This is a genomic window from Azoarcus sp. Soil_N_20, assembly GCF_057656155.1.
In genome coordinates this window covers 19,202-45,767 of sequence record NZ_JBDGKX010000023.1, presented here as the reverse complement: position 1 = coordinate 45,767, position 26,566 = coordinate 19,202, and the positions used below count along the sequence as shown (strand labels likewise).

Here is a 26,566-nt window from a genome sequence, read left to right as displayed (position 1 = left end):
CCAACGGCGCGGGGAACCGTGAGCCTCAGCATTGTCCACCGGACAGGAGCGGCCTCCGCGCATTTCGCCGGAGTGCCGGTTTCCGGCATGAGGAGACTCCGATGGTTGATCAGCCCCGGACTTTCGCGCCGGGCTCGGGGAGTCCGGCGGCACCGCCACTCGAGGCACCGGCGGCTGTCCTGTCCGACGGCGCAGCGGACAGCCTGCCACCGGCACTGCCCGAACCGATCATCAGCCGGGCCGCCATCGGTCCCCATCCCATTCATCCGGTGCTGATCCATTTCCCGGTCGCTGCACTGATCGGCCTGCTGGCGGCGGATGCGGCGCACTGGTATACCGCGGATCCGTTCTGGAGCCGGGCGGGATTGTGGCTGGCAGGGACGGGTGCCTTCGGCGGCTGGCTCGCCAGCGCCGCCGGCTTCGTCGATCTGGTGGCGGTGGCGCAGATCCGCGAAAAGATCACCGCGTGGTGCCATGCCCTGGGCGCGGTGATGATGTTGTCGCTCGCTTCGCTGAACTGGCTGCTGCGCTACACCCACGACGTGGTCTCCCTCGCCGGATTCGGGCTGTCGCTGCTGACCGTGGGGCTGATCGGTATTGTCGGCTGGCTCGGCGGGCGCCTTGTCTATGAACATGCGGTCGGGATCCAACATGGCCCGCCGTCTCCCTAGAAGGGTTTTGCCAGCGCAAGCCACAATGTCGCGCCGACGAATGCCGCAGTCAGCGCGCCGAGCATCCCCGGGCCGCGTGACACCGCCGTCGCCTGTTCGGCGCGCAGGATCAGCGCACCGCAGCTCAGGTGGCACAGCACCATGCCGGTGACCATGCCGAGCTTGGCCACCAGCCACAGGGCAACGATGCCATCGGCCAGAAACAGCGCGGTACCGGTCGCGATCGCAAGAAGCGCGGCCGGGGTGGCCGCGGTGACGAACAACTGTCGCGCCAGTCCCGATGGAACGGGGTCAGCGTCGCGGGCGGCAGCGGCGAGCAGCGTCGGCAGATAAAGCAGCAGGCCGCACCAGCTCACCAGCGCAGCGAAATGGAGCAGCTTCAGCAGCGGCATTCGCCCTCTCCCCAGTCAGTCGGCCCTTCGCGGAGACACTTCGGATACCGAACCTGTTGCCGGCTCACTCCACAATCGGGGTTGGAGGGATGGTATGGGCTCGCGTCACGCGCACCTCTGCGTAATGGCCGGGAAGCGCGCACCGCCGCGCCCCGCGTGCGCCAAGAAGGCTACCCATGGCCGCGGCAACCAAGGACAGCAGGATTGCCACGCTCAACCACGTACTGGCGACCGACGCAGCCTGCGCCGCGTCCTCGATCCGGGCCGCATCGTCTCCGGCTTGCGCGCGCCCGATCATTGCCGTCGCCCGATCGACCGCACGCCCCGCTTGCTCCTCGGTGAATCCGACACGGTCGCGCAGCAGCGCAATGGCCGTATCGCGGTCGCCGCGTTCGATGCTGGCGAACAGTTCGGTCATGGTCGAGTCGTCGGCGCGTGCCACCGCCACAGCCTCGTGACGGCTGGCCTCTACCATTGTGGTTTCCATGGCTCATCCTCTCGTGACATGAAAGTGACCGCATGCGCGGGGTCAGTCGGGGTCGAGCAATCGTCGTTCCGGGGTGGTGATGCGTGCCGCGAGCCTTCGGCAAACTTTTACCCGCACCGGCAATGCCTGCCGCTGGCAAGGAATCAGCCCCTCCGGCGCCCCGGACGGACCACTTGGATCATCGGCCGGCCATCGATCTTTTCGGCATCGCGCGCGTGGTCTACGCCTGTCGTCGGCCCCGTTGCTCCCGAAACCCAATGCGGGTATGTTCCTTGCTGTAAAACCGACGCCAATAAGAACGAGGAATACGGTCATGAACATGGTGCCGAACCCCCCTCCCCTCTCGCTCCGACCGGCTGCCACGCTCCCCGCGCGCCTGCGGGCGCGGGCGCGACGCTGCCTGTACTTCGCCATCCTCGCCACCGCTGCGCCGACCTGCTTCGCGCAGCACGGCCTGTCCGTTGCGGCCGGCAGTCGCGCCAACGTGGACAGCATCGGGCTGCAATGGACCCTGCCGCCATGGTATCGCTCCGAACCCGGTGGCTGGCGAGTGTCGGGATCCCCCGAGATCCAGCTCCAACGCCACCATCGGGACGGCGACACGCTGTATCAGGGCGGCGTGTTTGCGAACTTCCGTTTTGAACGACCGCTGCGCACCCTGCGGCCCTACCTCGAGTTCGGCCTCGGTCTCAATGTGTTCTCGCGCAAAACGCTGGGGCCGACATCGTACTCAACGCGCTTCCAGTTCGGCCAGCAACTCGGTGCCGGCGTGTCCTGGGGCGGCACCCCCGGCGGCGAAGGCGAGACTTGGCTCGGCGTGCGCATCATGCACTACTCGAACGCCGGCATCCGCAAGCCCAATCCGGGTCTGGAAACAACCCAGATCATCCTCGGCCATCGATTCTAGGCAATGCAGCCATGACGCCCTCGACCATGGTGGCAAGGGCACGTTTTCGGGACGAAAGAGAACCATACCGAGGGCTTGGAACGACTGCATGAGCGTCGATGGGGGATGCAACCCGCCGTGCCTTCCCGACGCGGAACGGTGCTTGCTTGAGTGATCCATACTCCTCGAGGAGGTCGCCATGAATCTGAATCCTTCCAGCTGGCCCATCAACGACGACGCCGGGAGCGAGCTCCACTTCTGGGTGACGGAATTGCGCAGCTCGCTCGCGCTGGGTGCCATCTTCGCGCTGGCCATGGGCATCTTCATCATTCTCCTGCCTAAAGGCAGCGCCCATCCGGGAGCAGAGTTCGCAGGGAACTTCTGGCCTGGTTTCGTTGAGTCCGCGTTCTGGCTCGGGATGCTTGCCGGCTTGCTCAAGGGCGCCAGCAAGCGCCTGGGCATGGCGCTGGCGTCGACTTTGCCATGGCAAAAGCCACGCAGCGAAAGGGAGAGCACGGGGCGCTTCTTCGGCCAGTGGTCCGCGTTTGCCGCCATGTCGGGTTTCTTTCTCTGGTTGGCCTATCAGGTCGCACTGGCGGCGGGCATGACGGAGGTGGCTTCGGTGCTGGCCGGACTCACGCCACTCGAAACGGCCTGCTGGCTTGCCGCCGCTCTGTTTGCTGCCGTCGCCATAGCGCATCGCCCCCGCCGGGGCAGGGATTCGCCGCGCTGAACGATGTTGGTCGCGGTCAGATAGGTGAGGCTTGTGTTCCATGCCGCGGGCCCCTGGACGGATCGTGCGCGCATCTTGAACTGGCGATAGGTCTTGAACTGCGCCACTCCACAACGTATCTCCCACACCAGGCGGTCAAGACATTCGGCAAGGTCGGTGCGCTGTTCATGGAGAAGCGCGGGCTTGTCGCGGCAGCATTTCATGGGTGCGTCCCCGCCTCTGCGGTGACTTTTTGATAGCGTCGTCGTCGGTGCAAACGAAATGGCCGCGGGGCATCCCCGTGCCGCCGATCTCTCGCCATGGCTGTGCACAGCCTACGGCGGCGACCTCGACGCCGATCCGGTCACTTCGCTGAACGCGCAGCAAAAACTACAGCCAGGCCGAAAGTTTTACACGCCGGTGGCGGATCGCCGCCCGTGGTCCCCCGGTCACCGCCGAAACCTGCCCGAAGCCCGTCAAGACCCCGTACTCCTGCTGTTTCCGGCTCGACAGCCGCACAGATTCATGCTCGGGGCACGCCACTTGCGACGTGTGAGCCGGGAAGGCCTGAACGGGGCATCCATCCGCCAGCCGACCTCGATGCGACTGAACGGAAGTCCGAACCGCAAAGGCGCGTGACGGGTTTCTTTCCCGATCGCACTGTTCATCCGAGGGTGAGCAGCCATTTCTCGCAGGGGCCGCTGTGCGGCCGGTATGCGAGACCGACGGCTCGAACGGGGTCGATCGGAAGTCCGCACAAGCTGCGGAACCATTCATGTCAATCACTTGAAAGGAGACGCATCATGAAAAAGATGCTCATCGCAACCCTGACCACCGCCGCACTCGGCATCTCCGCGGCCCCGCTCGCCATCGCAGGCGGGGACACCCCCAAGGCCGGTGACGTCGGCACGGAAAAATCCTATCGCGATCAATCGGGCGCGGGCTCCGTCGATCGGGATCGCTCGGTCGGGGAATTCGTGGACGATGCAACGGTGACGACCAAGGTGAAAACAGCGCTCGCACGCGACGACGTAACCAAAGCCCGGAACATCAACGTCGATACCGACAAAGGCGTGGTTGTTCTCAGCGGCCAAGTAGACAGCCAGGTCGAAGCCGAACGCGCCGCTTCGGTGGCCCGTTCCATCGAAGGGGTCATCGACGTTCGCAACCTGCTCACCGCCCGCTAACACAGTGCGCGTCCCGGCTCGGCCGGGGGCGCATCAGCGCGGGAAAAAACGAGACTTGCACCCGGTTCGCCGGGTGCAAGCCTCGACCCTGCACAGGAGAAAATCATGGCAATCACCGAAACCGGCGATGTATTGGGTACCCAACAGGGTGCAGGCATCATGGGTGGCACCACGGACAACAGCGGCCCGGGCCCGCAGATCATGGCGGCCGACACGCTGGAGGACAACGACGTCTACAACTATGCCGACGAGAAGCTGGGCACGATCGAGCACATCATGCTCGACGTCAGTCACGGCAGCATTGCGTATGCGGTACTGGCCCGGGGCGGCGTCCTCGGGATCGGCGAGAAGCTGCACGCCATTCCGTGGGCTGCGCTGACGCTCGACGCGGACCGGAAGTGCTTCATGCTCGATGTGGACAAGGACCAGCTGAAGGAGTCGGACGGCTTCGACAAGGATCACTGGCCGGCCTTTGCCGACTTGAGCTGGGCCACCGACCTGCACACCCGATACGGGCGCAAGCCGTACTGGGATCCTCGCACCTTCTGAGCGCGAGGGTTTCGTTCCCGTCCGCCATGGGCGGACCGGAGACGGCCGCAGGGGACACGTGTCGGACCCCACCGGTAAAGCACAGCAATCGCTAGGGCTTCTTCGGTGGGGCCTTCCTTTTCTGAGCGGGCGGAATCCGGACTGGATCCCTCTCCGGCGAGACGGCGGGCGGGTCGCTGGCGGGAAAACTCTCCTCGATCGACTCGTCGATCAGATCTTCGATGCGCGCTTCTTCGTCCGCCGGCGCCGGTTCCGGTGTGATTCGGCGACCGCCCGTCTTGTCCCTGCTGCCATCGCTCGCCATCGTCGTCTCCTTGGTGATTCGAACGGAATGTATCGTAGCGGTTCTGATGGCGCGTATCCTGTGCCCGCGGTGGCGTCTTCGCCCGCGCGTGCATGCGCCCGAACCGCGCGCCGTCGGCATGACGTCCATGCAATCGGCGTGCCGGACACTGCACGGCGGAATCGTCCGTACCGCCATCGGCCCGAGGCCGGTCCCGCCGGCCCCCTTTTCTGCCGGCACTCGTGCCACGGCGGCACACCGATCGAGGTTCGGAACGGCAATTGCTTATCTGCTCCGGGCGTCGTTACCAGGGGAGGAAATGCGCATGCATCGGGAGCACATCGGCGGCCTGCGCGAGCTGTGGTTGCGCAACGGTTACGAACCCGGCAGTAGCGGCAGCGTCAAGTATCGAGACCCCGAAGGCCTGACCAAGGCCATTGTGATCGAGCTATGCTGCTCTCATCACCGCCTGTCGCCGGACGGCATACGCTTCCTGCGCCGCCTGCTGGAACTGTCGCAGGATGAGGCCGACGATCAGTTCGGCCTCGAATCCGGCACCTTCACCGCGTGCGAAACGGGCGCCGAGCTGCTCGATGCGCCCACCCTGGACCGCTTGCGCGGCGACGCACTCGCCGTGTGCGGGCGGGAGGTCGCGCACATTCCCGAGCAGTGCCTTGCCCCGGCCCAGAAACTCGTGTTCAGCCACTCCGACTACGGCTGGCACTGCGACGAGCGGGTCATCATGCCGGCGCTCCTGTTCGAGCCGCCCGACGCTGCGCCGCCCGACTGAGACTCGTACCTCGGAGGCTGTCGGACTTGAGGCTGGTCTAATGCGCCAGAGGGAGAAACGGTCCATATCCGCCCGTTTTCTCGTTGCATGGAATGACTATGCGCCTCAAAAACGGCCGAATCTGTCCTCGTTTTCCCACTCGGCTCGCGACGATCGCTCACGTCCGACAGCCTCCTAGCGGCTCCCCTCGCCGGTGCCGGAACGAAGGCCGCCCCGTCGGTCAGAGGCATCGGCGGCCGGACTGTTTGAACGCTTGCGGCCGGTCTCCTTGTGCCCGTCGGCTGCGAGCGCGGTGGCCCGAAGCTCCACGTGCTCCACCGGCAGGGCCTCGAACTGCAACAGGCGGTCCACGGTGGCATACAGCTGATCGAGCATGTCCTTGCCGACCGCGGTCTCGATGTGGTGGTACTGCGCTTCGATCAGCGGCGCGACCTCCGCCACCAGGGCGCGGCTGTGCGGGGTGAGGCGCACCAGCACGCGGCGCTGATCCTCGGGCACCCGTTTGCGCTCGACCAGGCCGACATCCTCCATGCGCGCGAGCACCCCGGCGAGACTGGGGCTCAGGATCTGGCATGCCTCGCAGATCTGCCGCGGCTCCAGTTCGTCCTGCTCGCTGAGCGTACGCATCACCCGCCACTGCTGCTCGGTAAGCCCATAGTGGGTGAGGATGGGGCGAAAGTGGGCGAGCAGGCTCTCGCGCGCCTTGAGCAGCAGCAACGGCAGGTTGCGGAAAACGATCGTGCGCGGCATGGCCGGCGTTCCTTGCAGTAGAGGTGTCGAAGCGGGACAGATAGTAGCAGCCCGTGAACGCCATTTTACCGGTTGACTTACTAAGATGTTAGCGGTTTAATTGCTAATATATTAACAACCGCCACGACAGGCGGCGCCGGTACCCGGCACACACAAGGAGTGGAGACCATGAAAGTCCGAGTTTTGCTTGCTGCCACGCTGTCCGCCGCATCGCTCGCGGCGGGCGCCCAGGAAGTCACCCTGAAGGTGGCGCACTTTCTGCCGGCCGTGGCCCCCGCCCAGCAGAAGGTACTGCAGCCCTGGTGCGACACCCTGAACAAGGAATCGGGTGGCCGTATCGCCTGCCAGCTCTACCCCTCCATGCAGCTCGGCGGTACCCCGCCGCAACTCGTGGACCAGGTCAGGAACGGCGTCGCCGACGTGGTGTGGACCGCGCCGGGCTATTCGGCCGGCCGCTTCCCCGTCATCGAAGCGCTGGAACTGCCCTTCGTCGTCACCGACGCCGTGTCGGGCAGCCGCGCCGCGTGGCGCTATTACGAGCGGCACGCGACGAAGGAGTTCGACGCGTTCAAGGTGCTCGCCTTCCACGTCGATGGCGGCATGGCGCTGCACACCTCCAAGCGCGAAATCCAGGGGCTGGCCGACATCGGCGGGCTCAAGCTGCGCGCCTCCGGCCGCATGGCGGCGAAGACGCTCGCCGCCATGGCCGGCAGCCCGGTGGCGATGCCGCCGGCGCAGATGACCGAGGCGATCGCCAAGGGCGTGGTCGATGGCGCCATGGGCGCTTGGGAACTGGTCACCCCGACCAAGCTCGACGAAGTCTCGCACTTCCACGCCGAGCCGGCCGCGGGCATGCCCTTCCCCGCCACCACCGTACTCACGCTGCTGATGAACAAGCAGAAGTACGAGTCGCTGCCGGCCGATCTGAAGGCCATCCTCGACCGGCACAGCGGCGCGCCCCTGGTGGAAGCCTTCGGCCGGGTGTGGGACGAAGAGACCATCGCCTCGCGCCAGAAGGTGCTCGCCCGCGGCAACAAGATCACCCGGTTCTCCGCGGTCGAGTTCAACGCGATGAAGAAGGCCACCGCGCCGGTCGAGGCGGAGTGGATCAAGGCAATGAACGACAAGGGTCTCGACGGCAGCATGCTGGCCGCCGCGAGCCGCGAACTGGCGGCACACAAATGAGCATGACTGCCACCCACGACCCGATGGGCCTGCCCCACGAACTGGTGGAGCACAACCGCATCGAACACGTCCTGATCCTCGCCGCCAAGGCGATGGCGCTGGCCGGCGGAGCGCTGTTCATCGGCCTCATCGGCATGTCCCTGGTATCGATCGTCGGGCGCAAGCTCGGCTTCGGCTCGGTCAACGGCGACATCGAGCTGATGCAGGCCGGCACCGCGGTGGCGGCCGCCGCCTTCCTGCCCTACTGCACCCTGCTCGGCGAACACCTGAAGGTGGACTTCTTCACCGAAGGCATGCGCACCGGCCTCAAGCTCCGGATCGACGGCGTTGCCGACCTGCTGGTGGCGGTGGTCGCCGGCCTGCTGGCCTGGCGCACCGGGCTCGCCGCACTATCGATCCACGAGGCCGGCGAAGTCACCGCGCTGGTGTCGCTGCCGGTGTGGATACCGGTGGCGGCGCTGGTGCCGAGCCTGGCGATGATGGGCGTGTGCGCCGGCTACCGCTTCGTGACCGCATTCTCCTGCCGTCGCCTGTTGAGTGGAGGTGCGGCATGAGTGGCACTGCCATCGGCATGATCGGCTTTGCCGGCCTGATGGGCCTGCTCGTCGTGCGCGTGCATATCGGCATCGCCATGTTCATCGCCGGCGCGGCGATCTACCTCGCGGTCAATGCCTGGGCGTCGGCCGGCCTGTTGTTCACGATGAACAATCTGGTCTACGCCCGGCTGTCGAACTACGATCTGGCGGTGATTCCGCTGTTCATCCTGATGGGTCAGTTCGCCACTCACGGCGGCCTGTCGAAGGCGCTGTTCCGCGCCGCCGGTACCCTGATCGGGCACTGGCGCGGCGGTTTGGCGATGGCCTCGACCGCGGCGTGCGCGGCCTTCGGCGCGATCTGCGGTTCGTCGCTGGCGACCGCCGCGACCATGGGCCAGGTGGCGCTGCCCGAGCTGCGCGCCCACGGCTACTCGGGCAAGCTCGCCACCTCGACGCTGGCCGCCAGCGGCACGCTCGGGATCCTGATCCCGCCCTCGGTGCCGCTGGTGATCTACGCCGTGCTCACCCAGGAGTCGATCGGCAAGCTCTTCGTCGCAGCGGTGATCCCGGGCATCCTCGCCGCGTTGGGTTACCTGATCGTGATCCGCATCGCCGTCACCCGCGACCCGAGCGCCGGCCCGGCGGGCGAGCGCACCAGCCTGGGCACCATGCTGCGCGCTCAGCTCGGCATCCTGCCGGTGTTGATGGTGTTCCTGGTGGTGATCGTCGGCATCTACGGCGGCTGGGCCAACCCGACCGAGGCGGCCTCGATCGGCGCCGCGGCCTGCGGGATCATCGCCGCGCTGTCGGGCGGGATGAAGGCAAAGGACTTCGTACAGAGCGTGTATGGCACCGCCCATGCCACCGCGATGATCTTCCTCGTGCTGCTCGGCGCCGATCTGCTCAACTCGGCGCTGGCGCTGTCGCAGATGCCGGTGGAGCTGGCCAACTGGGTCAAGACCAGCGGCTTCGAGCCGATGCTGGTACTGCTCGCGATCCTGCTGATCTACCTGGTGCTCGGTTGCGTGATGGATTCGCTGGCGATGATCCTGCTCACCATCCCGATCTTCTACCCTGTAATCATGGGCCTGGACTTCTTCGGCATGACCGACTCGGACAAGTCGATATGGTTCGGTATCGTCGCCCTGATGGTGGTCGAGATCGGCCTGGTCACCCCGCCGGTGGGCATGAACCTGTACGTGATCAACAAGCTCGCCCGCGACGTGCCGCTGAAGGACACTGCGAGCGGCGTCCTGTGGTTCCTGGCCTCCGATTTCGTCCGCATCGCGCTACTGATCTTCGTGCCCGGCATCTCGCTGTGGCTGGTGCACGCAACCGGCGGCTGAACACCTCGAAACTCACAACGGAAAGCTCGAACCATGACCATTCGATCAACTGACGCCGGCTCGCCGGCCCCGATGTGGGGCACGGTCTACGGCGTGGTGCTGAACGACCGCGGCTCGCTCGCCCGCTTCGGCGCCACCCTGGACGGCGCCACCCTTGAGGCCGCCCCGTACAAGGGCGCGCCGAAAGCCCCGGCGATGTACCTGAAACCAGCCAACACCGTGGTCGGCGACGGCGCCACGGTGCGTCTGCCCAAGGGCGAGTCCGCGGTCGAGATCGGCGCCACCGTCGGCATCGTGATCGGCACGCCCGCCGCGCGGCTGATCGCCGACACCGCAGCGACCGTCGTCGCCGGCTACGTGCTGGTGGCCGATCTGAGCCTGCCGCATGCGAGCTATTACCGCCCGGCGATCCGCGAGAAATGCTTCGACGGCGCCTGCCCGGTCGCCGCCACGGTCGTGCCTGCGGCCCGCATCGGCACGCTCGGCGCGCTCACCCTCACCATCTTCGTCGATGGCGTGGCGGTGGGCGAACGTTCGCTTGCCGAACTGGTGCGCGACGTGCCCCGCCTTCTCGCCGACGTCACCGAGTTCATGACCCTCTCGGTGGGCGACCTGCTGCTGGTCGGGGTCGAGTACCAGGCGCCGCAGGCAGCGGTCGGATCGCGGGTGCGGATCGAGGCCGGCCCGCTCGGCAGCCTCGCGTTCACCATCGACTGCACGAAGGAGGCCGCACGATGAGGCGCGCACGCGTTGCCTGGCAGGGCACCATCCACGACGCGGAGCCGCACGGCGAGCATCATCTGCGCCTGGCCGACGGCCGCATCGTGGCCGACACCGAAGTCGTGTGGCTGCCGCCGGTCGCCCCGCGCACCGTGTTCGCGCTCGGACTGAACTACGCCGACCACGCCAGGGAGCTGGCCTTCAAGGCGCCGGAGACACCGCTGGTGTTCCTGAAAGGGCCCAACACCTTCACCGGCCACCACAGCGTCAGCCGCCGCCCGGCCGATGCCACCTACATGCATTACGAGTGCGAGCTGGCGGTGGTGATCGGCACCCCCGGCACCCGCATCCCCAGGGCGGACGCAATGGCGCACGTCGCCGGCTACACCGTGGCCAACGACTACGCCATCCGCGACTACCTCGAGAACTGGTACCGGCCCAACCTGCGAGTGAAGAACCGCGACGCCTGCACCCCGCTCGGGCCGTGGCTGGTAGACCGCGACGACATCGCCGACCCGATGCAGCTCGCGCTCACCACCCGGGTCAACGGCGTCACCACCCAGCAGGGCACGACTGCCGACATGATCTTCGACGTGCCCACGCTGATCGAATACCTGTCGTCGTTCATGACCCTCGCGCCCGGCGACATCATCCTGACCGGAACCCCGGAGGGCCTGGCCGACGTCAAGGCCGGCGACGTGGTCGAGACCGAGATCGAAGGCATCGGCTGCCTCACCAACACCATCGTCGATGACGCCACCCGGTTCGGCATCGACAAGCAAGGAGCAAACGCGCAATGAACACCATCAAGCATCTCATCGGCGGCAGGCAGGTCGACAGTGCCGAGAGCTTCGAGACCCTGAACCCGGCCACCGGCGAAGTGCTGGCGCGAGTGGCGAGCGGCGGCCAGGACGACGTCAACGCCGCGGTGGCTGCCGCCAAGGCCGCCTTCCCCGGCTGGGCCGCCACGCCGGTGAAGGCGCGCGCGCGGCTGGTCCGCCGCCTCGGCGACCTGATCGCAGCCAACGTGGATGAACTCGCCGACCTCGAGACCGCCGACTGCGGCCAGGTGACCAACCAGACCAAGCACGTGCTGGTGCCGCGGGCGGCCGACAACTTCTACTACTTCGCCGAGCTGATCCAGCACATGCACGGCGAGACCTACGACTCCGATACCGGCCACCTCAACTACACCCTGTGGCAGCCGGTGGGCGTGGTCGCGCTGATCTCGCCGTGGAACGTGCCGTTCATGACCGCCACCTGGAAGACCGCGCCCTGCCTCGCCTTCGGCAACACCGCGGTGATGAAGATGTCGGAACTCTCGCCGCTGACCGCCACCCGGCTCGCCGAGCTGGTGCTGGAGGCCGGCATCCCGCCGGGCGTGTTCAACCTGGTGCACGGCTTCGGCGACACGGCCGGCGAGCCGCTGGTGTCGCATCCGGACGTGCGCTCGATCTCCTTCACCGGCTCCACCGCTACCGGCAACCGCATCGTCAAGGCCGCCGGACTGAAGAAGTTCTCGATGGAATTGGGCGGCAAGTCGCCCTTCATCATCTTCGACGACGCCGACTACGAGCGCGCGCTCGATGCGGCGATCTTCATGATCTTCTCCAACAACGGCGAGCGCTGCACCGCGGGTTCACGGATCATCGTCCAGCATACGACCTACGATCGTTTCGTCGCCGACTTCGCCGCCCGCGCGGCGAAGCTCGTCGTGGGCGACCCGATGGACCCCGCCACCATCATCGGGCCGATGATCTCGAAGGGGCACCAGGACAAGGTCAACCACTACATCGAGCTGGGCAGGCAGGAAGGCGCCGAGCTGGTGTTCGGTGGCGGCACGCCGCGGGTCGACGACAAGTTCAGGAACGGCTTCTGGGTGCAGCCGACGGTGTTCGCCAACGTGAACAACAGCATGCGCATCGCCCAGGAGGAAATCTTCGGGCCGGTTCCGTGCATCATCCCGTTCAAGACCGAGGAAGATGCGGTCCGCATCGCCAACGACACCATCTACGGCCTGTCGTCCTACCTTTGGACCAACAACACCGGCCGCGCCATCCGCCTCGCGAAGGCGATCGAATCCGGCATGACCTTCGTCAACAGCCAGAATGTGCGCGACCTGCGCCAGCCCTTTGGCGGCTCCAAGGCCTCGGGTACCGGCCGCGAAGGCAACCACTACAGCTACGAGGTGTTCTGCGAGGCCAAGAACATCGCCGTGTCCTACGGCGATCACCACATCCCGCGCTGGGGCGTCTGAACCATCACATCGATGGGGCAGCGGGACCGCGCACAGAACACGGCCCGCTGCCTGCACCGGCAGAGAGAACAAGCGCAGCATCCATTCCGGATTCGAGAAAGAGGAGAACACCATGGGCAAACTGGCCCTCGCCGCAAAAATCACCCACGTCCCGTCGATGTATCTGTCGGAGATCGACGGTCCGCACAAGGGCTGCCGCCAGCCCGCGATCGACGGCCACATCGAGATCGGCCGCCGCTGCCGCGAACTCGGGGTGGACACCATCGTCGTGTTCGACACCCACTGGCTGGTCAATTCCGGCTACCACGTCAATTGCGCGCCGCACTTCGAAGGCATCTACACCAGCAACGAGCTGCCGCACTTCATCAAGAACATGCCTTACGCCTATGACGGCAACCCCGCGCTCGGCCGCATCCTGGCCGAGGTGGCGACCGCCGCCGGCGTGCACACCCGCGCCCACGACGCCACTACGCTGGCGCTGGAGTACGGCACCCTGGTGCCGATGCGCTACATGAACACCGACCGCCACTTCAAGGTGGTGTCGGTGTCCGCGCTGTGCACCGTGCATAACCTCGAAGACTCGGTGCGCCTCGGCGCGGCGATGCGGCGCGCGGTCGAGGAGCAATACGATGGCACCGTCGCCTTCTTCGCCAGCGGCTCGCTGTCGCACCGCTTCGCCCAGAACGGCGTCGCCGAGGAGTTCATGCACAAGATGTGGAGCCCCTTCCTCGAGACCATGGACCACGCGGTGGTGGACATGTGGCAGCGCGGCGACTGGAAGACCTTCTGCGCGATGCTGCCCGAGTACGCCGACAAGTGCCACGGCGAAGGCTTCATGCACGACACCGCGATGCTGCTCGGCGCGCTCGGCTGGGACGCCTACCAGGGCAAGGTCGAGGTGGTCACGCCCTTCTTCGGCAGTTCCGGCACCGGCCAGATCAACGCCGTGTTCCCGGTCTGATCCCCTCACCGGCCCCGACAGAGCCCCCACACCACGCACGGAGCCCGCACAGATGGCGCACCTCGTCTTCGAATACACCCGCAACCTCGGCGCCGCGGCCGACATCCCCGGCCTGCTGCACAAAGCCAACCAGGTCATGATCGCCCAGGGCGTGTATCCGGTCGGCGGCATCCGCTCGCGCGCGCTCGAACTCGCCGACTATTGCGTCGCCGACGGCAGCGCCGACGACGCCTTCGTCCACGCCACGGTCAAGATCGGCGCCGGGCGCAGCGCCGAAGCGCGGCAGAAGACCGGCGACGCGCTGTTCGACATGATGAAGACGCACTTCGCCGCGCTCTACGCCAGCCGCAGCCTCGCGCTGTCGCTCGAACTGATCGAGTTCGCCGAGGCCGGAACCTGGAAGCACAACAACATCCACGCCCGTTACCGCAAGGGCTGAACCCCGCACAGGACCCGAACGCCATGCTCCCACCGGACACCATCGCCGCGATCGCCCGGCGCCTGCACGATGCAGAACGAACCCACGAACAGGTGCGCGCGCCCTCGCTCGATCACCCCGGAATCACCATCGCCGACGCCTACGCGGTGCAGCGCGAGGGCATCCGCCTCAAGCTCGCCGCCGGGCGCACCATCAAGGGCCACAAGATCGGCCTGACTTCGCGTGCGATGCAGATGTCGTCGCAGATCGACGAGCCCGACTACGGCACCCTGCTCGACGACATGTTCTTCGACGACGGCGCCACCGTCCCCGCCGGCCGCTTCATCGTGCCCATGGTCGAGGTCGAGCTCGCCTTCATCCTCGCCCGTCGCCTCGAAGGCGAGGCCGTGAGCCTGCTCGACGTGCTGTCGGCCACCGACTACGTGATCCCGGCGATCGAGATCATCGACGCGCGCTGCCACCGCATCGACCCCGAGACCAAGCGCCCGCGCAAGGTCATGGACACAATCTCGGACAATGCCGCCAACGCCGGCATCATCCTCGGCGGGCGCCCGATCAAGCCGCTCGACGTGGACCTGCGCTGGATCGCCGCGCTGCTCTACCGCAACGGCGTGATCGAGGAGACCGGGGTCGCCGCCGGCGTGCTCAACCACCCGGCCAACGGCATCGCCTGGCTGGCGAAGAAGTTCGCCCCCCACGGCGTCGCCCTCGAAGCCGGCCAGGTGATCCTTGCCGGCTCCTTCACCCGGCCGGTGGCCGCGAATCCGGGCGACACCTTCCATGTGGATTACGGTCCGATAGGCAGCATCAGCTGCCGATTCGGCTGAGGAAAACACCATGCAGATGCCCGAAAACCGCTTCAAGCGTGCGCTCGCCGCGCGCGAATTCCAGGTCGGCGTGTTCCTCGGCCTGGTCGATCCATATTGCGCCGAGATCATGGCCGGCACCGGCTTCGACTGGCTGCTGATCGACGGCGAACACGGCCCCAACGACCCGCGCTCGGTGCTCGCCCAGTTGCAGGCGGTCGCGCCCTATCCGGTCCATGCGGTGGTGCGCACGGTCGACCACGACGCCGCGCGGATCAAGCAATACCTCGATGTCGGCGTGCACAGCCTGCTGGTGCCGATGGTGGAGTCGGCCGAACAGGCGCGCGCGCTGGTGCGGGCGATGCGCTATCCGCCGGACGGCATCCGCGGCGTCGGCACCGCGCTGGCGCGCGCCGCGCGCTGGAACGGGGTGGACGACTACTTCGCCCGCGCCGACGCCGAGATGTGTCTGATCGTGCAGGTGGAGTCGCGCGCCGGGCTCGCCGCGCTCGACGACATCCTCGCGGTCGAAGGCGTCGATGCGGTGTTCGTCGGCCCCTCGGACCTCGCCGCCTCGCTCGGCCATCTCGGCAACCCCGGCCATCCCGAGGTCAAGGCCGCGGTCGCCGAAGCGATTGCGCGCATCGTCGCCGCCGGTCGGGCGGCCGGCGTGTTCTCCGCCGACCCGGCCGCCGCCCAGGCTTACCGCGAGGCGGGCGCCGGCTTTGTCGCGGTCGGGGTCGATACCCTGTTGCTGCGCAACGCCGCAGTCCAGCTCGCCCAGCGCTTCAAGACCACCGACACCCCGCGTAGCGGTGCCGCCTACTGATTGCCGGGGCCCGGTGCCCCACCCGGAGTTGCCATGCTGAACCTGAAAGATCCGGCCCTGCTGCGCCAGGCCTGCTACATCGACGGCCAGTGGGTCGGCGCCGACAACGGCGAGACCGTGCCGGTGACCGACCCAGCCGACGGCGCCACCATCACCACCGTGCCGCGCGCGGGCGCCGCCGAGACCGCGCGTGCGATCGCCGCCGCCGACCGCGCCTTCCCCGCCTGGCGCGCACGCACCGCCGCCGAGCGCGCACGCGTCCTGCGGCGCTGGTACGAGCTGATGCTGGAGCATCAGGACGACCTCGCCCGGATCATGACCGCCGAGCAGGGCAAGCCGCTCGCCGAAGCCCGCGGCGAAATCGCCTACGCCGCGTCCTACCTCGAATGGTTCGCCGAGGAAGCCAAGCGCGCCTACGGCGACGTCATCCCCTCGCCCTTCGCCGACCGCCGCATCGTGGTCACAAAAGAGCCGGTCGGCGTATGCGCCGCGATCACGCCGTGGAACTTCCCGTCGGCGATGATCACGCGCAAGGCCGGCCCGGCGCTCGCCGCCGGCTGCACCATGATCCTCAAGCCCGCCGAGCAGACCCCGCTGTCCGCGCTGGCGCTGGCCGAACTGGCCGAACGTGCCGGGGTGCCGGCCGGGGTGTTCAGCGTGGTCACCGGAGAGGCGCGTGCGATCGGCGGCGAACTCACCGCCAGCCCGGTCGTGCGCAAGCTCACCTTCACCGGTTCCACCGGGGTCGGGCGCCTGCTGATGCAGCAGTGCGCACCGACGATCAAGAAGCTGTCGCTGGAACTCGGCGGCAACGCGCCCTTCATCGTGTTCGACGACGCCGATCTGGACGCCGCGGTCGCCGGCGCGATCGCCTCGAAGTACCGCAACGCAGGCCAGACCTGCGTGTGCAGCAACCGCATCCTGGTGCAGGACGGCGTGTACGACGCCTTCGCCGCGAAACTCGTCGCGGCGGTGGCTGCGCTCAAGGTGGGGCGCGGCACCGACGAGGGCGTGACCCAGGGCCCACTGATCGACGAGGCCGCGGCGGTCAAGGTCGAAACCCTGGTCGCCGACGCGACGGCGAAGGGCGCACGCGTCGTGTGCGGCGGAAGACGCCATGCGCTTGGCGGCACCTGGTTCGAACCCACCATCCTTGCCGACGTGACCCCGGCGATGGCGGTGGCGAAGGAAGAAATCTTCGGTCCGGTGGCGCCGCTGTTCCGCTTCCACACCGAGGACGAGGCGGTGGCGATGGCCAACGACACCGAGTTCGGGCTGGCCGCCTATTTCTACACCCGCGACGTCGGCCGCGTGTGGCGCGTATCGGGCAAGCTCGAGTACGGCATGGTCGGCATCAACACCGGCTTGATCTCGACCGAGGTCGCCCCCTTCGGCGGGGTCAAGAGCTCCGGCCTCGGCCGCGAAGGCTCGCGCCACGGGCTGGACGAGTACATGGAGCTGAAGTACTTGGCGATCGGCGGGCTGTAGTTTCAGGCCGCCATGGGCGTCCCGCCTGAATCCGGATGGGTAGATTCGGTCATGCGCCGCGCAATCGCTCCAGCAAGGTTTCGGGCTGACCACCAAATAGCACCTCACTGCTCGCCAGGCGCGTGCCACGCTCGGGGCAAGCGTCGTCCTGCACCAACAGCGAGGGCACGCCTTGCGTACCGAATCGCCTCATCTGTGCCACCGCCTCCTGCGTGCGGCGAGCGGTGGCGCGTTGCAACTCGTCGTCGCCATCTGCGGCGGCAAGGCACACCGCGGCATCGGTCAGGCCCAGCCCGGCGAGGATGGCGGCGAGCGTGGCCGTGTCGGTCACGTCCTGACCCTGCACGTAGCGCGCGTGCTGGATGGCGTGCAAGGCATCCCGCTCGCGTTCGGGAGCGGTCAGCGCCACAGCGGTAAGCGCCCGCGTGGCGGGGCCGGAGTCAAACGGCCGACTCCGGTTGCCCAGCACCTGCTTGCGGTACAGCGCGGTGAACGCTTGGCCGGTGATGCGCTCGATACGCACGTCGTTACCCCAGGCGTAGTCCGCGAAAGCATCGTCCATGGCGCGGGCGCCGGTGCCGCTGAAGAGACCCGTGGGGGCCACGGTGAGGCGTACCTGCGGCACGGCGGCCAATTGGTCGAGTGCGGGAGACGCGCCGTAGCACCAGCCGCACAGCGGATCAAACAGGTAGGTGATGTGCAGCGTGTTCATGTGATGAAGTCTCCTGCGAAACTGAGTAATCGAGGACACAAACGGGGGCGTCGCTCATGCGCCGCCCCTCCGCTCTTACCACTTCATTTCGCCCTTGTTGACCTTGGCACCGATGTCCAAGGACATCGCCCCGCTGGCTTCGGGATAGGCGGCCTTCATGCGCTCGATCAGTTCGGCGCTGTTCTTGCTCGGGGCCAGATTCTTCTCGAAGGTTTGCAGGTAAGCCTTGGTGTGGTTGATGGCACTGACGTCCATGGCGGTGCCGGGCTTCATGTGGCCGGGCACCACCAGCGTCGGTTGCAGAGCGGCCATTTCATCCAGCTGGGCGACCCAGGCCTTGCGCTCGGCGGCTGTTTGCGCGTCGGCCGTCCACGCGTGCATGTTGCCGAATACGGCGACATTGCCGGCGATGGTTTTGATCGAAGGAATCCACACATACGGGCGGTGCGCCAGGATGCCCTGGGTGCCGCGGATTTCCACCTTCTCGCCATCCACCGTGAGCGTGTTGCCGGTCAGGGCGGCAGGCAGCACGGGACTTTGCGGTGCGTTGGCGCCCATCTTGGGGGCCCAGAAGGCGAGCTTGCCTTGAAGTTTCGCGCTGATCTTTTCCAGCACCGCGGGCGTCGCCACCACCTGGGCATTCGGGAAGATCTGTTTCAGGGTTTCCACGCCGAAGTAGTAGTCCGGATCGGCCTGGCTGACCAGGATGGTGGTGAGTTGCTTGCCACTGTCGAGCACGTTGGCGGCGATGCGCAGGGCGTCTGCCCGGGTAAAGCCGGCGTCGATCACCAGGGCTTCCTTATCGCCCGTGATCAGTGTGGAGTTGACACTGAAGCTGGTGGCGTCGGCGCTGTAAACTTTGACTTGCAGGGGTTGAGCAGCTTGTGCGCCGGAGAAGGCAACGACAAGGGTGGCGGCAATGAGCGAGGTGCGGAACATTGAAATCTCCTGTCAGGGGCGGGTTGTTGGTGGGATGAACTTTATGCGCGGAATCAGCGCAGATAAATCCACTATATTGCGCATCATTGTTTCCAATTTCAGACAAGTGATGAGCTATGGACAGACTCGTTGCCATGCAGGTTTTTGCGGATGTCGCCCGCAGCGCCAGCTTCTCGGCCACTGCGGACAAGCTGGAGATGTCGCGGGCGATGGTCACCCGCTACATCGGCGAGATGGAAAAGTGGCTGGGGGTCCGGCTTTTTCAGCGCACCACGCGCCGTGTAAGCCTGACCCATGCGGGCGAACAGGCCCTGCTCCGGTGCGAACAGATCGTGTCCTTGGCGCAGGATGTGGAGAATGAAGCAGCGCCCGCCGACGGCGTGCTGCGCGGCCAGTTGCGCCTGACTTGCAGCACCTCGCTGGCCTACGCGTTCCTGGCTGCGGTGCTGAGGGACTTTCTCGCACTGCATCCCCAACTGCAGATCGACCTCAACGTGAATGACTCTTCATTGAATCTGGTGGAGTCCCGCGTCGATCTGGCAATTCGCATCAGCAACACCCCGGACCCTGGCCTGGTTGCCCGTCCGCTGACGGTATGCGAATCGTTATTGGTCGCCTCGCCTTGCTATCTGGCTGCTCACGGTACGCCTCAGCGGCCCGAGGATCTGACCGCGCACGAGTGCCTGGGTTACGCCAATTTCGGGCGCAGTTTGTGGACGCTGACCCACAGCGATGGCGAGCACCGGACCGTGCAGGTTCGCACCCGCTTTACCGCCAACGAGGCGACCGTTCTGCAGCAAGCGGTGCAGGCTGGCGCTGGCATTGCCATGCTGCCCACGTATCTGGTGCAAAACCTGCTCGGCACCGGTCAGTTGGTGAACGTGCTGGCCGGCTGGCGGCCCCAGGCTTTGACGATTTATGCCCTGTACACCACTCGTCGCATGGCGACACAGGCCAAGGCACTGCTGAATTACTTGATCGAACGCTTTGAGGGCCGTCCTTTTGATTGAATGATGTCGGCCCTGGCGGTCGGAAGACTCAGCAAATCCCCTGCCCCCCGCTGGCGATGTTCTACAATGGGTTATCTTGCTAATATATTAACGAAGTAGTCTGGTGCCGCAGCTGCACCCCGGACCACCGAGGAGACCCTCCATGTTGATGCCCGCCGCGACCCGCCGGATGCCCACCGAGTTCGCCACCCTGGCGCAGGGCGCCGACGCGCTGTTCCGCCGCGAGGGGCACGCCATCCGCAGCCGCCGGCCGGACGAAGCCTCGGCGCAGCTGCGCTCGGTCTACAGTCACCATCGCCTGCGCCTTCTCGGCGCCCACGAGCGCTTCGACATGCACCTGAAGGTCGCGCGCGCCGGACGGCTGGACCTCGGCTATCTGCGCTTCGGCACCGAGGTCGAACTCGAGCAGCAGCCCCCCGGGCGCTTCACCCTGGTCACCACCCAGGTTCGCGGCCACTCCGAGATCCGCATCGGCGGCGAGCGCCACGGCGGCGGGGTCGGCATGGTGGTGCTGGATTCGGCCGGACAGGCGGTGACCAAGCGCTTTTCCGCCGACAGCTGCCGGATCAATCTGCGCATCGACCAGGCCGCGCTCGAGGCCAAGTGCGCCGAATTGCTCGGCCGCGACGTCGGTGGTTCGCTCGGCTTCTACCCGGCGCTGCCTGCGGGCACGCCCGCCCAGACGCGCTGGCTGGCCTGGCTGCAGATGCTGCTCGGCTGCCTCGGCAGCGGGGGCACCGACCCGCGCCCGTGCAGCCCGCTGCTGCTGCGCCAGATCGAGGAGACCGGTCTGCTCTTGCTGCTCACCGAAGTGCCGCACAGCCGCAGCGCCCTGCTCGCCGGCACCGCGCCGGAGATCGCACCACGCCATGTACGGCGGGCGGAAGAGTTCATCCGCAGCCGCGCTGCCGAGGCCCTGACCCTGGGCGACATCGCCGCGGCGGCGGGGGTGAGCATCCGTGCCCTCACCGAGGGCTTCCGCCGCACGCGACAGACCACGCCGATGGCCTTCCTGCGTGAGCAACGCCTGCTCGGCACCCGCGCCGCACTGCAGACGACCGGCGCCGACGACACCGTCACCACCATCGCGCTGCGCTGGGGCTTCGGCAACCTCGGCCGCTTCGCCGCCGACTATCGGCGCCGCTTCGGCGAGCCGCCTTCGGCCACCCTGCGCCGCGCCGGCTGAACGCACAGCCGCCCCGGTCAGCCGTGTGGCCGCCACGGCGCAACCGGCCGTCCCCCCGCCCCGATAAAGGTGCCGATTCCGTACAGGAGTTGCCAGTCCCGGATAGGCCGGCCCGGCCCCGCTGCCTAGCATGGTGACACCCCTCGCGCATCCGTTCGCGAGGGTGTTCCACATCAGGAGACGACCATGCACCCGCTGCGCCTTTCATGTATTGCCCTGTCCCTCGGCCTCGCCGCCGCGCCCGCCGCCGCCCAGGAAGTCAACCTCAAGGTCGCCCACTTCCTGCCCGGCATGGCCCTCGCCCAACGGGCCGTGCTCGAACCCTGGTGCGAGGAACTCGGCCGTGCCTCGGCCGGACGGATCAACTGCCAGTTCTTCCCATCGATGCAGCTCGGCGGCACCCCAGCCCAGCTGCCCGACCTGGTGAAGAACGGCGTCGCCGACGTGGTGTGGACTGCACCGGGTTACTCCGCCGGGCGCTTCCCGAAAACCGAGGCACTCGAATTACCGGGTGTGCTCCCGCTCGGCGGACTCGCCCAGGGGCGGGTGATCTGGTCGGTGTTCGAGCAGCAACTGCAGCCCGAATACGCCGCCTACAAGGTACTGGCGATGCACGGCGACGGCGGCATGAACATCCACACTGCGAAGACCGCAGTACATACGGCCGACGACCTCAAGGGCCTCAAGCTGCGCGCGCCCAACCGTACCATCGCGCGCACCCTGAGCGCACTCGGCGCTACCCCGGTGGCGATGCCGCCGGCGCAGATGACCGAAGCGATCGCCAAGGGCGTGGTCGACGGCGCCTCGGCGGTATGGGAAGTCATCGTCCCGACCAAGCTCGACGAGGTCACCCGCTTCCACATGGAAACCCCTGCCGACCAGCCGGCAATGGGCGCGACCGTGCTCACCGTGCTGATGAACAAGGAGCGCTACGCCGCCCTGCCCGCCGATCTGCGCGCGATCATCGACCGCCACAGCGGCCTCGCGCTGGTCGAGCGCTTCGGCCAGGCCTGGGATGGCGCGATCGCCGCCGCCCGTGACAAGGTGAAGGCGGCCGGCCACACCGTGACCCTGGTCGAAGGCAGCGGCTACGATGAAATGCGCAAGCGCGCGGTGACGGTCGAGCAGGAATGGGTCGCCGAAGCGAAAGACAAGGGCTTCGACGGCGCCGCGCTGATCGCCGCTGCGCGCGCCCCGGGCGCCCTCGTCAAGCCCTGATCCCGGCCCCACGTCTGATCCAGTTCCGATCCGCCCGCCGCGCAACAAGCGCGGCACCGCCCCACAGGAGACTTCCATGTCGAACCCGAACCGCTACTACGAACACCCGGCCCGCTTCGGCGAAGCCGAATGGCAGGCCCGCGTGCAGCTCGCCGCGCTGTACCGCATCTTCGCTTATCTGAAGTGGGACGAATCGATCTACAACCACATCTCGCTGCGCGTGCCCGGCGAGCCCGGACACTTCCTGATCAACCCCTTCGGCCTGCACTACTCCGAGGTGTGCGCCTCCAACCTGGTGAAGGTCGACATCGAGGGCAAGCTCATCGGCCATTCCGACTGGCCGATCAACCCGGCCGGCTTCACCTTCCATAGCGCGATCCACGCCCGCGTGCCCGACGGCCACTGCGTGATGCATGTGCACACCACCGCGACGCAGGCGGTGTGCTGCCTCAAGGACGGTCTGTCGTTCAGCAACTTCTATGCAGCCCAACTTTACGGCAAGATCGCCTACCATGAATTCGAAGGCATCACCGTGCATCTAGATGAGGGCGAGCGCATCCTCGCCAGCGCCGGCGACAAGCCGGTCCTGCTGCTGCGCAACCACGGTCCGGTGGTGATCGGGGCGACATTGGCACAGGCCTTCTCGCTGATGTGGCTGGTCAATCGCGCCTGCGAGATCCAGCTCGCCGCGCAGTCGATGGGACCGGTGATCGAGCTGCCAATGCCGGTACTGGAGAAATGCGTCGCCGACTCACTGAACTTCGATCCGAAGTACGGCGCCGGCGAGGACGCCTTCGCCGCCTTCGTCCGCCTGGTGGAGAATCAGGATCCGGGTTTCCGCCATTGAGCATGCCGGCGCACCATGCCGGCGCTGTCACATGAAGGAGCAAGCATGAAGATCTGTCTGTACGGAGCGGGCGCGGTAGGCGGCCTGATCGGGGCGCGTATCGCCGCCACCGGGCAGGCGCTGGCGGTGGTCGCGCGCGGCGCCACGCTCGCAGCGCTGCAGCGCGACGGCCTCGGCCTGGAGGCCACCGACGGTCGGCGTCACTTCCCGGTGCAGGCGGTCGCCGATCCGGCCGAACTCGGACCGCAGGATCTGGTGATCGTCGCCGTCAAGCAGCCGGCGATGGCCTCGGTGGCACAGGCGATCGGGCCGCTGATCGGGCCGAACACCAGGGTGATGACGGCGATGAACGGCGTGCCGTGGTGGTTCTTCGACGGCCTGCCCGGGCCGCTGGCCGGTACCACACTGGCGAGCGTAGACGCGACCGGCGACCTGCGCAGCCGCATTCCGTCGGCGCAGGTGATCGGCTGCGTGGTGCACATCGCCTGCGCCACCCCGGCGCCGGGCGTGAGCCTGCACAAGATGGGCAACGGCCTGATCATCGGCGACGCGACCGGTCCCGCCTCGCCCGCCACCCGCGCGGTCGCCGAAGTGCTCGGCGCAGCCGGGTTCGACCTCACCGTGTCCGAGCGCATCCAGCGCGACATCTGGTTCAAGCTGTGGGGCAACATGACCATGAACCCGGTGTCCGCGATCACCGGCGCCACCACCGACCGCATCCTCGACGACGCGCTGGTCCATGAGTTCTGCGTGCGGGTGATGGAAGAAGCGGCAGTGATCGGCGAACGCATCGGCTGCCCGGTCGCGCAGAGCCCGGCCGAGCGCAATGCGGTCACGCGCAAGCTCGGCGCGATGAAGACCTCGATGCTGCAGGATGTCGAAGCCGGCCGGGCGCTGGAGATCGACGCCCTGCTCGCGGTGGTGCATGAGATCGCCGGCAAGGCCGGTGTCGCGGTGCCCAACACGGCGGCCCTGCTCGGGCTGGTGAGATTGTTCGCCCGCACGCGTGGCTTGTATTGAAAAAAGGCATCCGCAATGGATGCCCTTTTTTCCTAGCGAGCCACCCCGTAGGGGCAGCCCCCCGTGGCTGCCCCGATGCTGCCCCGATGCTGCCCTGATGTTACCCCGACCGACCCCGCACTAGGTTCAGGGCAGGCGCCTGAATCCGGGGCAGGTGCCCGATCTGGGCAGGCACGGGGGCCTGCCCCTACGGGGTTCCCGGGGCCCCGGGTTTACCGGGCGTTTCTGTAGCGGCGGGCCATATGGTGAATCCATATAGTCTGTCGCATCTCAGTCGCCCTCGGGAACAGTGATCGCGCCGCGGCGGATCTGGTCGCGCTCGAGCGATTCGAACAGCGCCTTGAAGTTGCCCTCGCCGAAGCCGTCGTCGCCCTTGCGCTGGATGAATTCGAAGAACACCGGCCCGAGCAGGGTCTCGGAGAAGATCTGCAGCAGCAGGCGCCTTTTGCCGCCCTCGGTGCTGCCGTCGAGCAGGATGCCGCGGGCCTGGAGTTCGGTCACGCTCTCGCCGTGGCCGGGCAGGCGCTCGTCGAGCATCTCGTAATAGGTCGCGCGCGGTGCCGTCATCAGCGGGATGCCGGCGGCACGCAGCCTGTCCACGCTGGCGAGCAGGTCGTCGGTCAGGAGCGCCACGTGCTGGATGCCCTCACCGTTGAACTTCATCAGGAATTCCTCGATCTGGCCGCTACCTTTGGAGGCCTCCTCGTTGAGCGGAATGCGGATCTTGCCGTCGGGCGCGGTCATCGCGCGCGAGGTCAGCCCGGTGTACTCGCCCTTGATGTCGAAGTAGCGGATCTCGCGGAAGTTGAAGATGCGCTCGTAGAAACTGCCCCAGTGGCTCATCCGGCCGCGGTATACGTTGTGGGTGAGGTGGTCGATGAGCTTGAAGCCGTGCCCGACCGGATGGCGGTCCACGCCGTCAATGAAATTGAAGTCGATGTCATAGATCGAGCGCCCGTCCTCATAGCGGTCGATCAAATACAGCGGCGCGCCACCGATGCCCTTGATCGCGGGCAGGCGCAGCTCCATCGGCCCGGTGGGCATGTCCAGCGGCTCCGCGCCGAGTTCGAGCGCCCGGTTGAAAGCCTTGTGCGCGTCGCGCACGCGAAACGCCATGCCGCAGGCGGACGGCCCGTGCTCGGCGGCGAAATAGGCCGGGATGGTGCGCGGCTCGCGATTGACGATGAAGTTGATGTCGCCCTGGCGGTACAGGGTGACGTCCTTCGAGCGGTGTTGCGCAACCCGGGTGAAACCCATCATCTCGAAGATGGGTTCGAGCACGTTGGGGGTGGGCGATGCGAACTCGACGAACTCGAAGCCCATGAGGCCCATCGGATTTTCAAAAAGGTCAGCCATTGTCTTGCTCCTGATAGATGTTCGGGGGTGGACCGGGGTCCGGATCGATGCGGTCTATCGGAACGAAGGGGGCGCGCAGGGTTTGCCGCGGACACTGCGGGCGAGGTGCTGTCCAATGGAAAGCAGGCTGCCCTTGAGGACCGCCGAGCCTTCGCATTGTTTTCGGGTTATCGACACCTGCTGTCTCCTTGGTGTTGCCGGGCTTCGGGATCCCGATCCATTGTGCTATGGACCGATTCTAGACGACGTGAGCCAACTGTTCGGCGCCCATGTATCAGGACTCGCATTCCGGTCCGGAACTCAAGCCCCGAGCTGGATCACGCCGCGCCGCCGCGCGCCCGGCGAAACCCCAGCCGGATTGCGAAAACCTCGGCGAAAATGGCCATCACGATCGCAACCGAATGCCCGAGCAGTGCCTGCGGGCTCCCATTCCGATCGGGGAGACGGAAGCCAGGATTTCCATTAGCGCACGCGGCGCAGCCGGGCCTTGTAGAAGTCTCCCCGTTCGCGTAGTGGTCGGCTCCCTCGGCAAAGCGGGCGACGTCCTGCTCGGTCAGTTCGCGCACCGCCTTTGCCGGCGCACCGAGAATCAGCGTGCGAGGCGGAAAGACCTTGCCTTCGGTAACGATCGCGCCGGCACCCACAAGGCTGTTGCGACCGATCACCGCCCCGTTCAAGACCCCCGCCTGGATGCCGATAAGCGCGCCATCCTCGACGGTACAGCCGTGCAGCATCGCCTGGTGGCCGACGGTCACGCCTGCACCGATGACCAAGGCATAGCCCGGATCCACGTGCAGCACCGCCCCCTCCTGAACATTGCTGCCCTGGCCGACGGTGATCGGCTCGTTGTCTGCGCGGATCACCGCGCCAGGCAAGACGCTGGCGCGCTCACCGAGCCTTACCTTGCCGATCAGGACCGCCTCCTCCGCCACATAGGCGCTGTCGGGTACCACGGGTTCGTCATCGTCGAGCGCATAGATAGCCATGGTCGGGACTCCTTCAGG

Annotated in this window: 30 protein-coding genes; 22 read left to right on the top strand and 8 right to left on the bottom strand. The window is 66.8% G+C overall.

Annotation, left to right across the window (positions count from 1 at the left end):
• Nucleotides 1–101 precede the first annotated feature (101 nt).
• Entirely contained in the window at nucleotides 102–671 is a 570-nt protein-coding gene (locus AC3A35_RS26020) for a DUF2231 domain-containing protein (protein WP_487439451.1), read from the top strand.
• On the opposite strand, the gene AC3A35_RS26015 is transcribed toward AC3A35_RS26020, so the two are convergent.
• Both AC3A35_RS26015 and AC3A35_RS26010 read right to left on the bottom strand, forming a co-directional pair.
• A complete protein-coding gene (locus AC3A35_RS26015) occupies nucleotides 668–1,063 on the bottom strand; it encodes a HemJ family protein (protein WP_487439450.1) in 396 nt (131 codons plus the stop codon). The genes AC3A35_RS26020 and AC3A35_RS26015 overlap by 4 nt on opposite strands.
• Before the next feature lie 64 nt (nucleotides 1,064–1,127).
• Nucleotides 1,128–1,550: a hypothetical protein gene (locus AC3A35_RS26010; RefSeq protein ID WP_487439449.1), complete on the bottom strand. Its 423-nt coding sequence runs from the start codon at nucleotides 1,548–1,550 to the stop codon at nucleotides 1,128–1,130.
• Nucleotides 1,551–1,863: 313 nt separating this feature from the next.
• On the opposite strand from AC3A35_RS26010, the gene AC3A35_RS26005 reads away from it, so the two are divergent.
• From AC3A35_RS26005 to AC3A35_RS25990, 4 genes are all read left to right on the top strand, one after another.
• Nucleotides 1,864–2,457, top strand: a complete 594-nt coding sequence (locus AC3A35_RS26005) for an acyloxyacyl hydrolase (RefSeq protein WP_487439448.1) — start codon at nucleotides 1,864–1,866, stop codon at nucleotides 2,455–2,457.
• Nucleotides 2,458–2,635: 178 nt separating this feature from the next.
• Complete coding sequence (locus tag AC3A35_RS26000; protein ID WP_487439447.1) at nucleotides 2,636–3,169, top strand: hypothetical protein; 534 nt, start codon at nucleotides 2,636–2,638, stop codon at nucleotides 3,167–3,169.
• Between the two features lie 782 nt (nucleotides 3,170–3,951).
• Entirely contained in the window at nucleotides 3,952–4,335 is a 384-nt protein-coding gene (locus tag AC3A35_RS25995; protein WP_487439446.1) for a BON domain-containing protein, read from the top strand.
• Nucleotides 4,336–4,440: 105 nt separating this feature from the next.
• Nucleotides 4,441–4,884, top strand: coding sequence for a PRC-barrel domain-containing protein (locus AC3A35_RS25990; protein WP_487439445.1), 444 nt, complete (start codon nucleotides 4,441–4,443; stop codon nucleotides 4,882–4,884).
• A gap of 91 nt (nucleotides 4,885–4,975) precedes the next feature.
• Here the strand turns inward: AC3A35_RS25990 and AC3A35_RS25985 are convergent, their stop codons facing one another.
• A complete protein-coding gene (locus tag AC3A35_RS25985) occupies nucleotides 4,976–5,188 on the bottom strand; it encodes a hypothetical protein (RefSeq protein WP_487439444.1) in 213 nt (70 codons plus the stop codon).
• A 304-nt stretch (nucleotides 5,189–5,492) separates the two neighbouring features.
• Between AC3A35_RS25985 and AC3A35_RS25980 the strand changes: the two genes are divergently transcribed.
• A complete protein-coding gene (locus AC3A35_RS25980) occupies nucleotides 5,493–5,957 on the top strand; it encodes a helix-turn-helix domain-containing protein (RefSeq protein WP_487439443.1) in 465 nt (154 codons plus the stop codon).
• Between the two features lie 174 nt (nucleotides 5,958–6,131).
• On the opposite strand, the gene hpaR is transcribed toward AC3A35_RS25980, so the two are convergent.
• A complete protein-coding gene (hpaR, locus tag AC3A35_RS25975) occupies nucleotides 6,132–6,707 on the bottom strand; it encodes a homoprotocatechuate degradation operon regulator HpaR (RefSeq protein ID WP_487439442.1) in 576 nt (191 codons plus the stop codon).
• 168 nt (nucleotides 6,708–6,875) lie between these two features.
• Between hpaR and AC3A35_RS25970 the strand changes: the two genes are divergently transcribed.
• The 11 genes from AC3A35_RS25970 to gabD all read left to right on the top strand — a co-directional run bounded on the left by AC3A35_RS25970 (nucleotide 6,876) and on the right by gabD (nucleotide 17,274).
• Entirely contained in the window at nucleotides 6,876–7,892 is a 1,017-nt protein-coding gene (locus tag AC3A35_RS25970) for a TRAP transporter substrate-binding protein (RefSeq protein WP_487439441.1), read from the top strand.
• On the top strand, nucleotides 7,889–8,446 hold the full coding sequence (locus AC3A35_RS25965) for a TRAP transporter small permease (protein ID WP_487439440.1): 558 nt from the start codon (nucleotides 7,889–7,891) through the stop codon (nucleotides 8,444–8,446). The genes AC3A35_RS25970 and AC3A35_RS25965 overlap by 4 nt, the downstream gene beginning before the upstream one ends.
• Complete coding sequence (locus AC3A35_RS25960; RefSeq protein WP_487439439.1) at nucleotides 8,443–9,774, top strand: TRAP transporter large permease; 1,332 nt, start codon at nucleotides 8,443–8,445, stop codon at nucleotides 9,772–9,774. The genes AC3A35_RS25965 and AC3A35_RS25960 overlap by 4 nt, the downstream gene beginning before the upstream one ends.
• Before the next feature lie 33 nt (nucleotides 9,775–9,807).
• Nucleotides 9,808–10,512, top strand: a complete 705-nt coding sequence (locus AC3A35_RS25955; protein ID WP_487439438.1) for a fumarylacetoacetate hydrolase family protein — start codon at nucleotides 9,808–9,810, stop codon at nucleotides 10,510–10,512.
• On the top strand, nucleotides 10,509–11,294 hold the full coding sequence (locus AC3A35_RS25950; RefSeq protein WP_487439437.1) for a fumarylacetoacetate hydrolase family protein: 786 nt from the start codon (nucleotides 10,509–10,511) through the stop codon (nucleotides 11,292–11,294). The genes AC3A35_RS25955 and AC3A35_RS25950 overlap by 4 nt, the downstream gene beginning before the upstream one ends.
• A complete protein-coding gene (gene hpaE / locus AC3A35_RS25945; RefSeq protein WP_487439436.1) occupies nucleotides 11,291–12,751 on the top strand; it encodes a 5-carboxymethyl-2-hydroxymuconate semialdehyde dehydrogenase in 1,461 nt (486 codons plus the stop codon). The genes AC3A35_RS25950 and hpaE overlap by 4 nt, the downstream gene beginning before the upstream one ends.
• 112 nt (nucleotides 12,752–12,863) lie before the next feature.
• Nucleotides 12,864–13,712: a 3,4-dihydroxyphenylacetate 2,3-dioxygenase gene (gene hpaD, locus AC3A35_RS25940; RefSeq protein WP_487439435.1), complete on the top strand. Its 849-nt coding sequence runs from the start codon at nucleotides 12,864–12,866 to the stop codon at nucleotides 13,710–13,712.
• A gap of 52 nt (nucleotides 13,713–13,764) precedes the next feature.
• A complete protein-coding gene (locus tag AC3A35_RS25935) occupies nucleotides 13,765–14,151 on the top strand; it encodes a hypothetical protein (RefSeq protein ID WP_487439434.1) in 387 nt (128 codons plus the stop codon).
• Between the two features lie 23 nt (nucleotides 14,152–14,174).
• Complete coding sequence (hpaH, locus tag AC3A35_RS25930) at nucleotides 14,175–14,978, top strand: 2-oxo-hept-4-ene-1,7-dioate hydratase (protein ID WP_487439433.1); 804 nt, start codon at nucleotides 14,175–14,177, stop codon at nucleotides 14,976–14,978.
• A 10-nt stretch (nucleotides 14,979–14,988) separates the two neighbouring features.
• Entirely contained in the window at nucleotides 14,989–15,786 is a 798-nt protein-coding gene (locus tag AC3A35_RS25925; protein WP_487439432.1) for an aldolase/citrate lyase family protein, read from the top strand.
• Nucleotides 15,787–15,819: 33 nt separating this feature from the next.
• Nucleotides 15,820–17,274: an NADP-dependent succinate-semialdehyde dehydrogenase gene (gabD, locus tag AC3A35_RS25920; RefSeq protein ID WP_487439431.1), complete on the top strand. Its 1,455-nt coding sequence runs from the start codon at nucleotides 15,820–15,822 to the stop codon at nucleotides 17,272–17,274.
• A 49-nt stretch (nucleotides 17,275–17,323) separates the two neighbouring features.
• Here gabD and AC3A35_RS25915 read toward each other — a convergent pair whose 3' ends face one another.
• Both AC3A35_RS25915 and AC3A35_RS25910 read right to left on the bottom strand, forming a co-directional pair.
• Entirely contained in the window at nucleotides 17,324–17,986 is a 663-nt protein-coding gene (locus AC3A35_RS25915) for a DsbA family protein (RefSeq protein ID WP_487439430.1), read from the bottom strand.
• 75 nt (nucleotides 17,987–18,061) lie between these two features.
• Nucleotides 18,062–18,925, bottom strand: coding sequence for an MBL fold metallo-hydrolase (locus AC3A35_RS25910; RefSeq protein ID WP_487439429.1), 864 nt, complete (start codon nucleotides 18,923–18,925; stop codon nucleotides 18,062–18,064).
• A 116-nt stretch (nucleotides 18,926–19,041) separates the two neighbouring features.
• Between AC3A35_RS25910 and AC3A35_RS25905 the strand changes: the two genes are divergently transcribed.
• The 5 genes from AC3A35_RS25905 (at nucleotide 19,042) to AC3A35_RS25885 (ending at nucleotide 24,206) form a co-directional block, all read left to right on the top strand.
• Nucleotides 19,042–19,935, top strand: coding sequence for a LysR family transcriptional regulator (locus tag AC3A35_RS25905; protein WP_487439428.1), 894 nt, complete (start codon nucleotides 19,042–19,044; stop codon nucleotides 19,933–19,935).
• Between the two features lie 142 nt (nucleotides 19,936–20,077).
• Nucleotides 20,078–21,121 carry an AraC family transcriptional regulator gene (locus tag AC3A35_RS25900; RefSeq protein ID WP_487439427.1) on the top strand — a complete coding sequence of 348 codons (1,044 nt, stop codon included), beginning with the start codon at nucleotides 20,078–20,080 and terminating at the stop codon, nucleotides 21,119–21,121.
• 186 nt (nucleotides 21,122–21,307) lie between these two features.
• A complete protein-coding gene (locus tag AC3A35_RS25895; RefSeq protein WP_487439426.1) occupies nucleotides 21,308–22,339 on the top strand; it encodes a TRAP transporter substrate-binding protein in 1,032 nt (343 codons plus the stop codon).
• 76 nt (nucleotides 22,340–22,415) lie between these two features.
• On the top strand, nucleotides 22,416–23,186 hold the full coding sequence (locus AC3A35_RS25890; protein WP_487439425.1) for a class II aldolase/adducin family protein: 771 nt from the start codon (nucleotides 22,416–22,418) through the stop codon (nucleotides 23,184–23,186).
• Nucleotides 23,187–23,231: 45 nt separating this feature from the next.
• A complete protein-coding gene (locus AC3A35_RS25885; protein ID WP_487439424.1) occupies nucleotides 23,232–24,206 on the top strand; it encodes a 2-dehydropantoate 2-reductase in 975 nt (324 codons plus the stop codon).
• Nucleotides 24,207–24,476: 270 nt separating this feature from the next.
• Here the strand turns inward: AC3A35_RS25885 and hppD are convergent, their stop codons facing one another.
• Both hppD and AC3A35_RS25875 read right to left on the bottom strand, forming a co-directional pair.
• The gene (hppD, locus tag AC3A35_RS25880; RefSeq protein ID WP_487439423.1) at nucleotides 24,477–25,562 is read right to left on the bottom strand and encodes a 4-hydroxyphenylpyruvate dioxygenase; all 1,086 of its coding nucleotides are present in this window, start codon (nucleotides 25,560–25,562) and stop codon (nucleotides 24,477–24,479) included.
• Between the two features lie 317 nt (nucleotides 25,563–25,879).
• Entirely contained in the window at nucleotides 25,880–26,548 is a 669-nt protein-coding gene (locus AC3A35_RS25875) for a gamma carbonic anhydrase family protein (protein WP_487439422.1), read from the bottom strand.
• Nucleotides 26,549–26,566 lie beyond the last annotated feature (18 nt).

What these genes read in the sequence shown, in the direction of transcription:
- AC3A35_RS25935 (WP_487439434.1), top strand. Translation starts at nt 13,765, where the DNA reads ATGGCGCACCTCGTCTTCGAATACACCCGCAACCTCGGCGCCGCGGCC.
- AC3A35_RS25895 (WP_487439426.1), top strand. Translation starts at nt 21,308, where the DNA reads ATGCACCCGCTGCGCCTTTCATGTATTGCCCTGTCCCTCGGCCTCGCC.
- AC3A35_RS25985 (WP_487439444.1), bottom strand. Translation starts at nt 5,188, where the DNA reads ATGGCGAGCGATGGCAGCAGGGACAAGACGGGCGGTCGCCGAATCACA.
- AC3A35_RS25955 (WP_487439438.1), top strand. Translation starts at nt 9,808, where the DNA reads ATGACCATTCGATCAACTGACGCCGGCTCGCCGGCCCCGATGTGGGGC.
- gabD (WP_487439431.1), top strand. Translation starts at nt 15,820, where the DNA reads ATGCTGAACCTGAAAGATCCGGCCCTGCTGCGCCAGGCCTGCTACATC.
- AC3A35_RS25970 (WP_487439441.1), top strand. Translation starts at nt 6,876, where the DNA reads ATGAAAGTCCGAGTTTTGCTTGCTGCCACGCTGTCCGCCGCATCGCTC.
- AC3A35_RS25915 (WP_487439430.1), bottom strand. Translation starts at nt 17,986, where the DNA reads ATGAACACGCTGCACATCACCTACCTGTTTGATCCGCTGTGCGGCTGG.
- AC3A35_RS25885 (WP_487439424.1), top strand. Translation starts at nt 23,232, where the DNA reads ATGAAGATCTGTCTGTACGGAGCGGGCGCGGTAGGCGGCCTGATCGGG.
- hpaD (WP_487439435.1), top strand. Translation starts at nt 12,864, where the DNA reads ATGGGCAAACTGGCCCTCGCCGCAAAAATCACCCACGTCCCGTCGATG.
- AC3A35_RS25990 (WP_487439445.1), top strand. Translation starts at nt 4,441, where the DNA reads ATGGCAATCACCGAAACCGGCGATGTATTGGGTACCCAACAGGGTGCA.
- AC3A35_RS25910 (WP_487439429.1), bottom strand. Translation starts at nt 18,925, where the DNA reads ATGTTCCGCACCTCGCTCATTGCCGCCACCCTTGTCGTTGCCTTCTCC.
- hppD (WP_487439423.1), bottom strand. Translation starts at nt 25,562, where the DNA reads ATGGCTGACCTTTTTGAAAATCCGATGGGCCTCATGGGCTTCGAGTTC.
- AC3A35_RS25950 (WP_487439437.1), top strand. Translation starts at nt 10,509, where the DNA reads ATGAGGCGCGCACGCGTTGCCTGGCAGGGCACCATCCACGACGCGGAG.
- AC3A35_RS26005 (WP_487439448.1), top strand. Translation starts at nt 1,864, where the DNA reads ATGAACATGGTGCCGAACCCCCCTCCCCTCTCGCTCCGACCGGCTGCC.
- AC3A35_RS25980 (WP_487439443.1), top strand. Translation starts at nt 5,493, where the DNA reads ATGCATCGGGAGCACATCGGCGGCCTGCGCGAGCTGTGGTTGCGCAAC.
- AC3A35_RS25900 (WP_487439427.1), top strand. Translation starts at nt 20,078, where the DNA reads ATGTTGATGCCCGCCGCGACCCGCCGGATGCCCACCGAGTTCGCCACC.
- AC3A35_RS26015 (WP_487439450.1), bottom strand. Translation starts at nt 1,063, where the DNA reads ATGCCGCTGCTGAAGCTGCTCCATTTCGCTGCGCTGGTGAGCTGGTGC.
- hpaH (WP_487439433.1), top strand. Translation starts at nt 14,175, where the DNA reads ATGCTCCCACCGGACACCATCGCCGCGATCGCCCGGCGCCTGCACGAT.
- AC3A35_RS25965 (WP_487439440.1), top strand. Translation starts at nt 7,889, where the DNA reads ATGAGCATGACTGCCACCCACGACCCGATGGGCCTGCCCCACGAACTG.
- AC3A35_RS25925 (WP_487439432.1), top strand. Translation starts at nt 14,989, where the DNA reads ATGCAGATGCCCGAAAACCGCTTCAAGCGTGCGCTCGCCGCGCGCGAA.
- AC3A35_RS26010 (WP_487439449.1), bottom strand. Translation starts at nt 1,550, where the DNA reads ATGGAAACCACAATGGTAGAGGCCAGCCGTCACGAGGCTGTGGCGGTG.
- AC3A35_RS25890 (WP_487439425.1), top strand. Translation starts at nt 22,416, where the DNA reads ATGTCGAACCCGAACCGCTACTACGAACACCCGGCCCGCTTCGGCGAA.
- AC3A35_RS26020 (WP_487439451.1), top strand. Translation starts at nt 102, where the DNA reads ATGGTTGATCAGCCCCGGACTTTCGCGCCGGGCTCGGGGAGTCCGGCG.
- AC3A35_RS26000 (WP_487439447.1), top strand. Translation starts at nt 2,636, where the DNA reads ATGAATCTGAATCCTTCCAGCTGGCCCATCAACGACGACGCCGGGAGC.
- AC3A35_RS25960 (WP_487439439.1), top strand. Translation starts at nt 8,443, where the DNA reads ATGAGTGGCACTGCCATCGGCATGATCGGCTTTGCCGGCCTGATGGGC.
- AC3A35_RS25905 (WP_487439428.1), top strand. Translation starts at nt 19,042, where the DNA reads ATGGACAGACTCGTTGCCATGCAGGTTTTTGCGGATGTCGCCCGCAGC.
- AC3A35_RS25875 (WP_487439422.1), bottom strand. Translation starts at nt 26,548, where the DNA reads ATGGCTATCTATGCGCTCGACGATGACGAACCCGTGGTACCCGACAGC.
- hpaE (WP_487439436.1), top strand. Translation starts at nt 11,291, where the DNA reads ATGAACACCATCAAGCATCTCATCGGCGGCAGGCAGGTCGACAGTGCC.
- AC3A35_RS25995 (WP_487439446.1), top strand. Translation starts at nt 3,952, where the DNA reads ATGAAAAAGATGCTCATCGCAACCCTGACCACCGCCGCACTCGGCATC.
- hpaR (WP_487439442.1), bottom strand. Translation starts at nt 6,707, where the DNA reads ATGCCGCGCACGATCGTTTTCCGCAACCTGCCGTTGCTGCTGCTCAAG.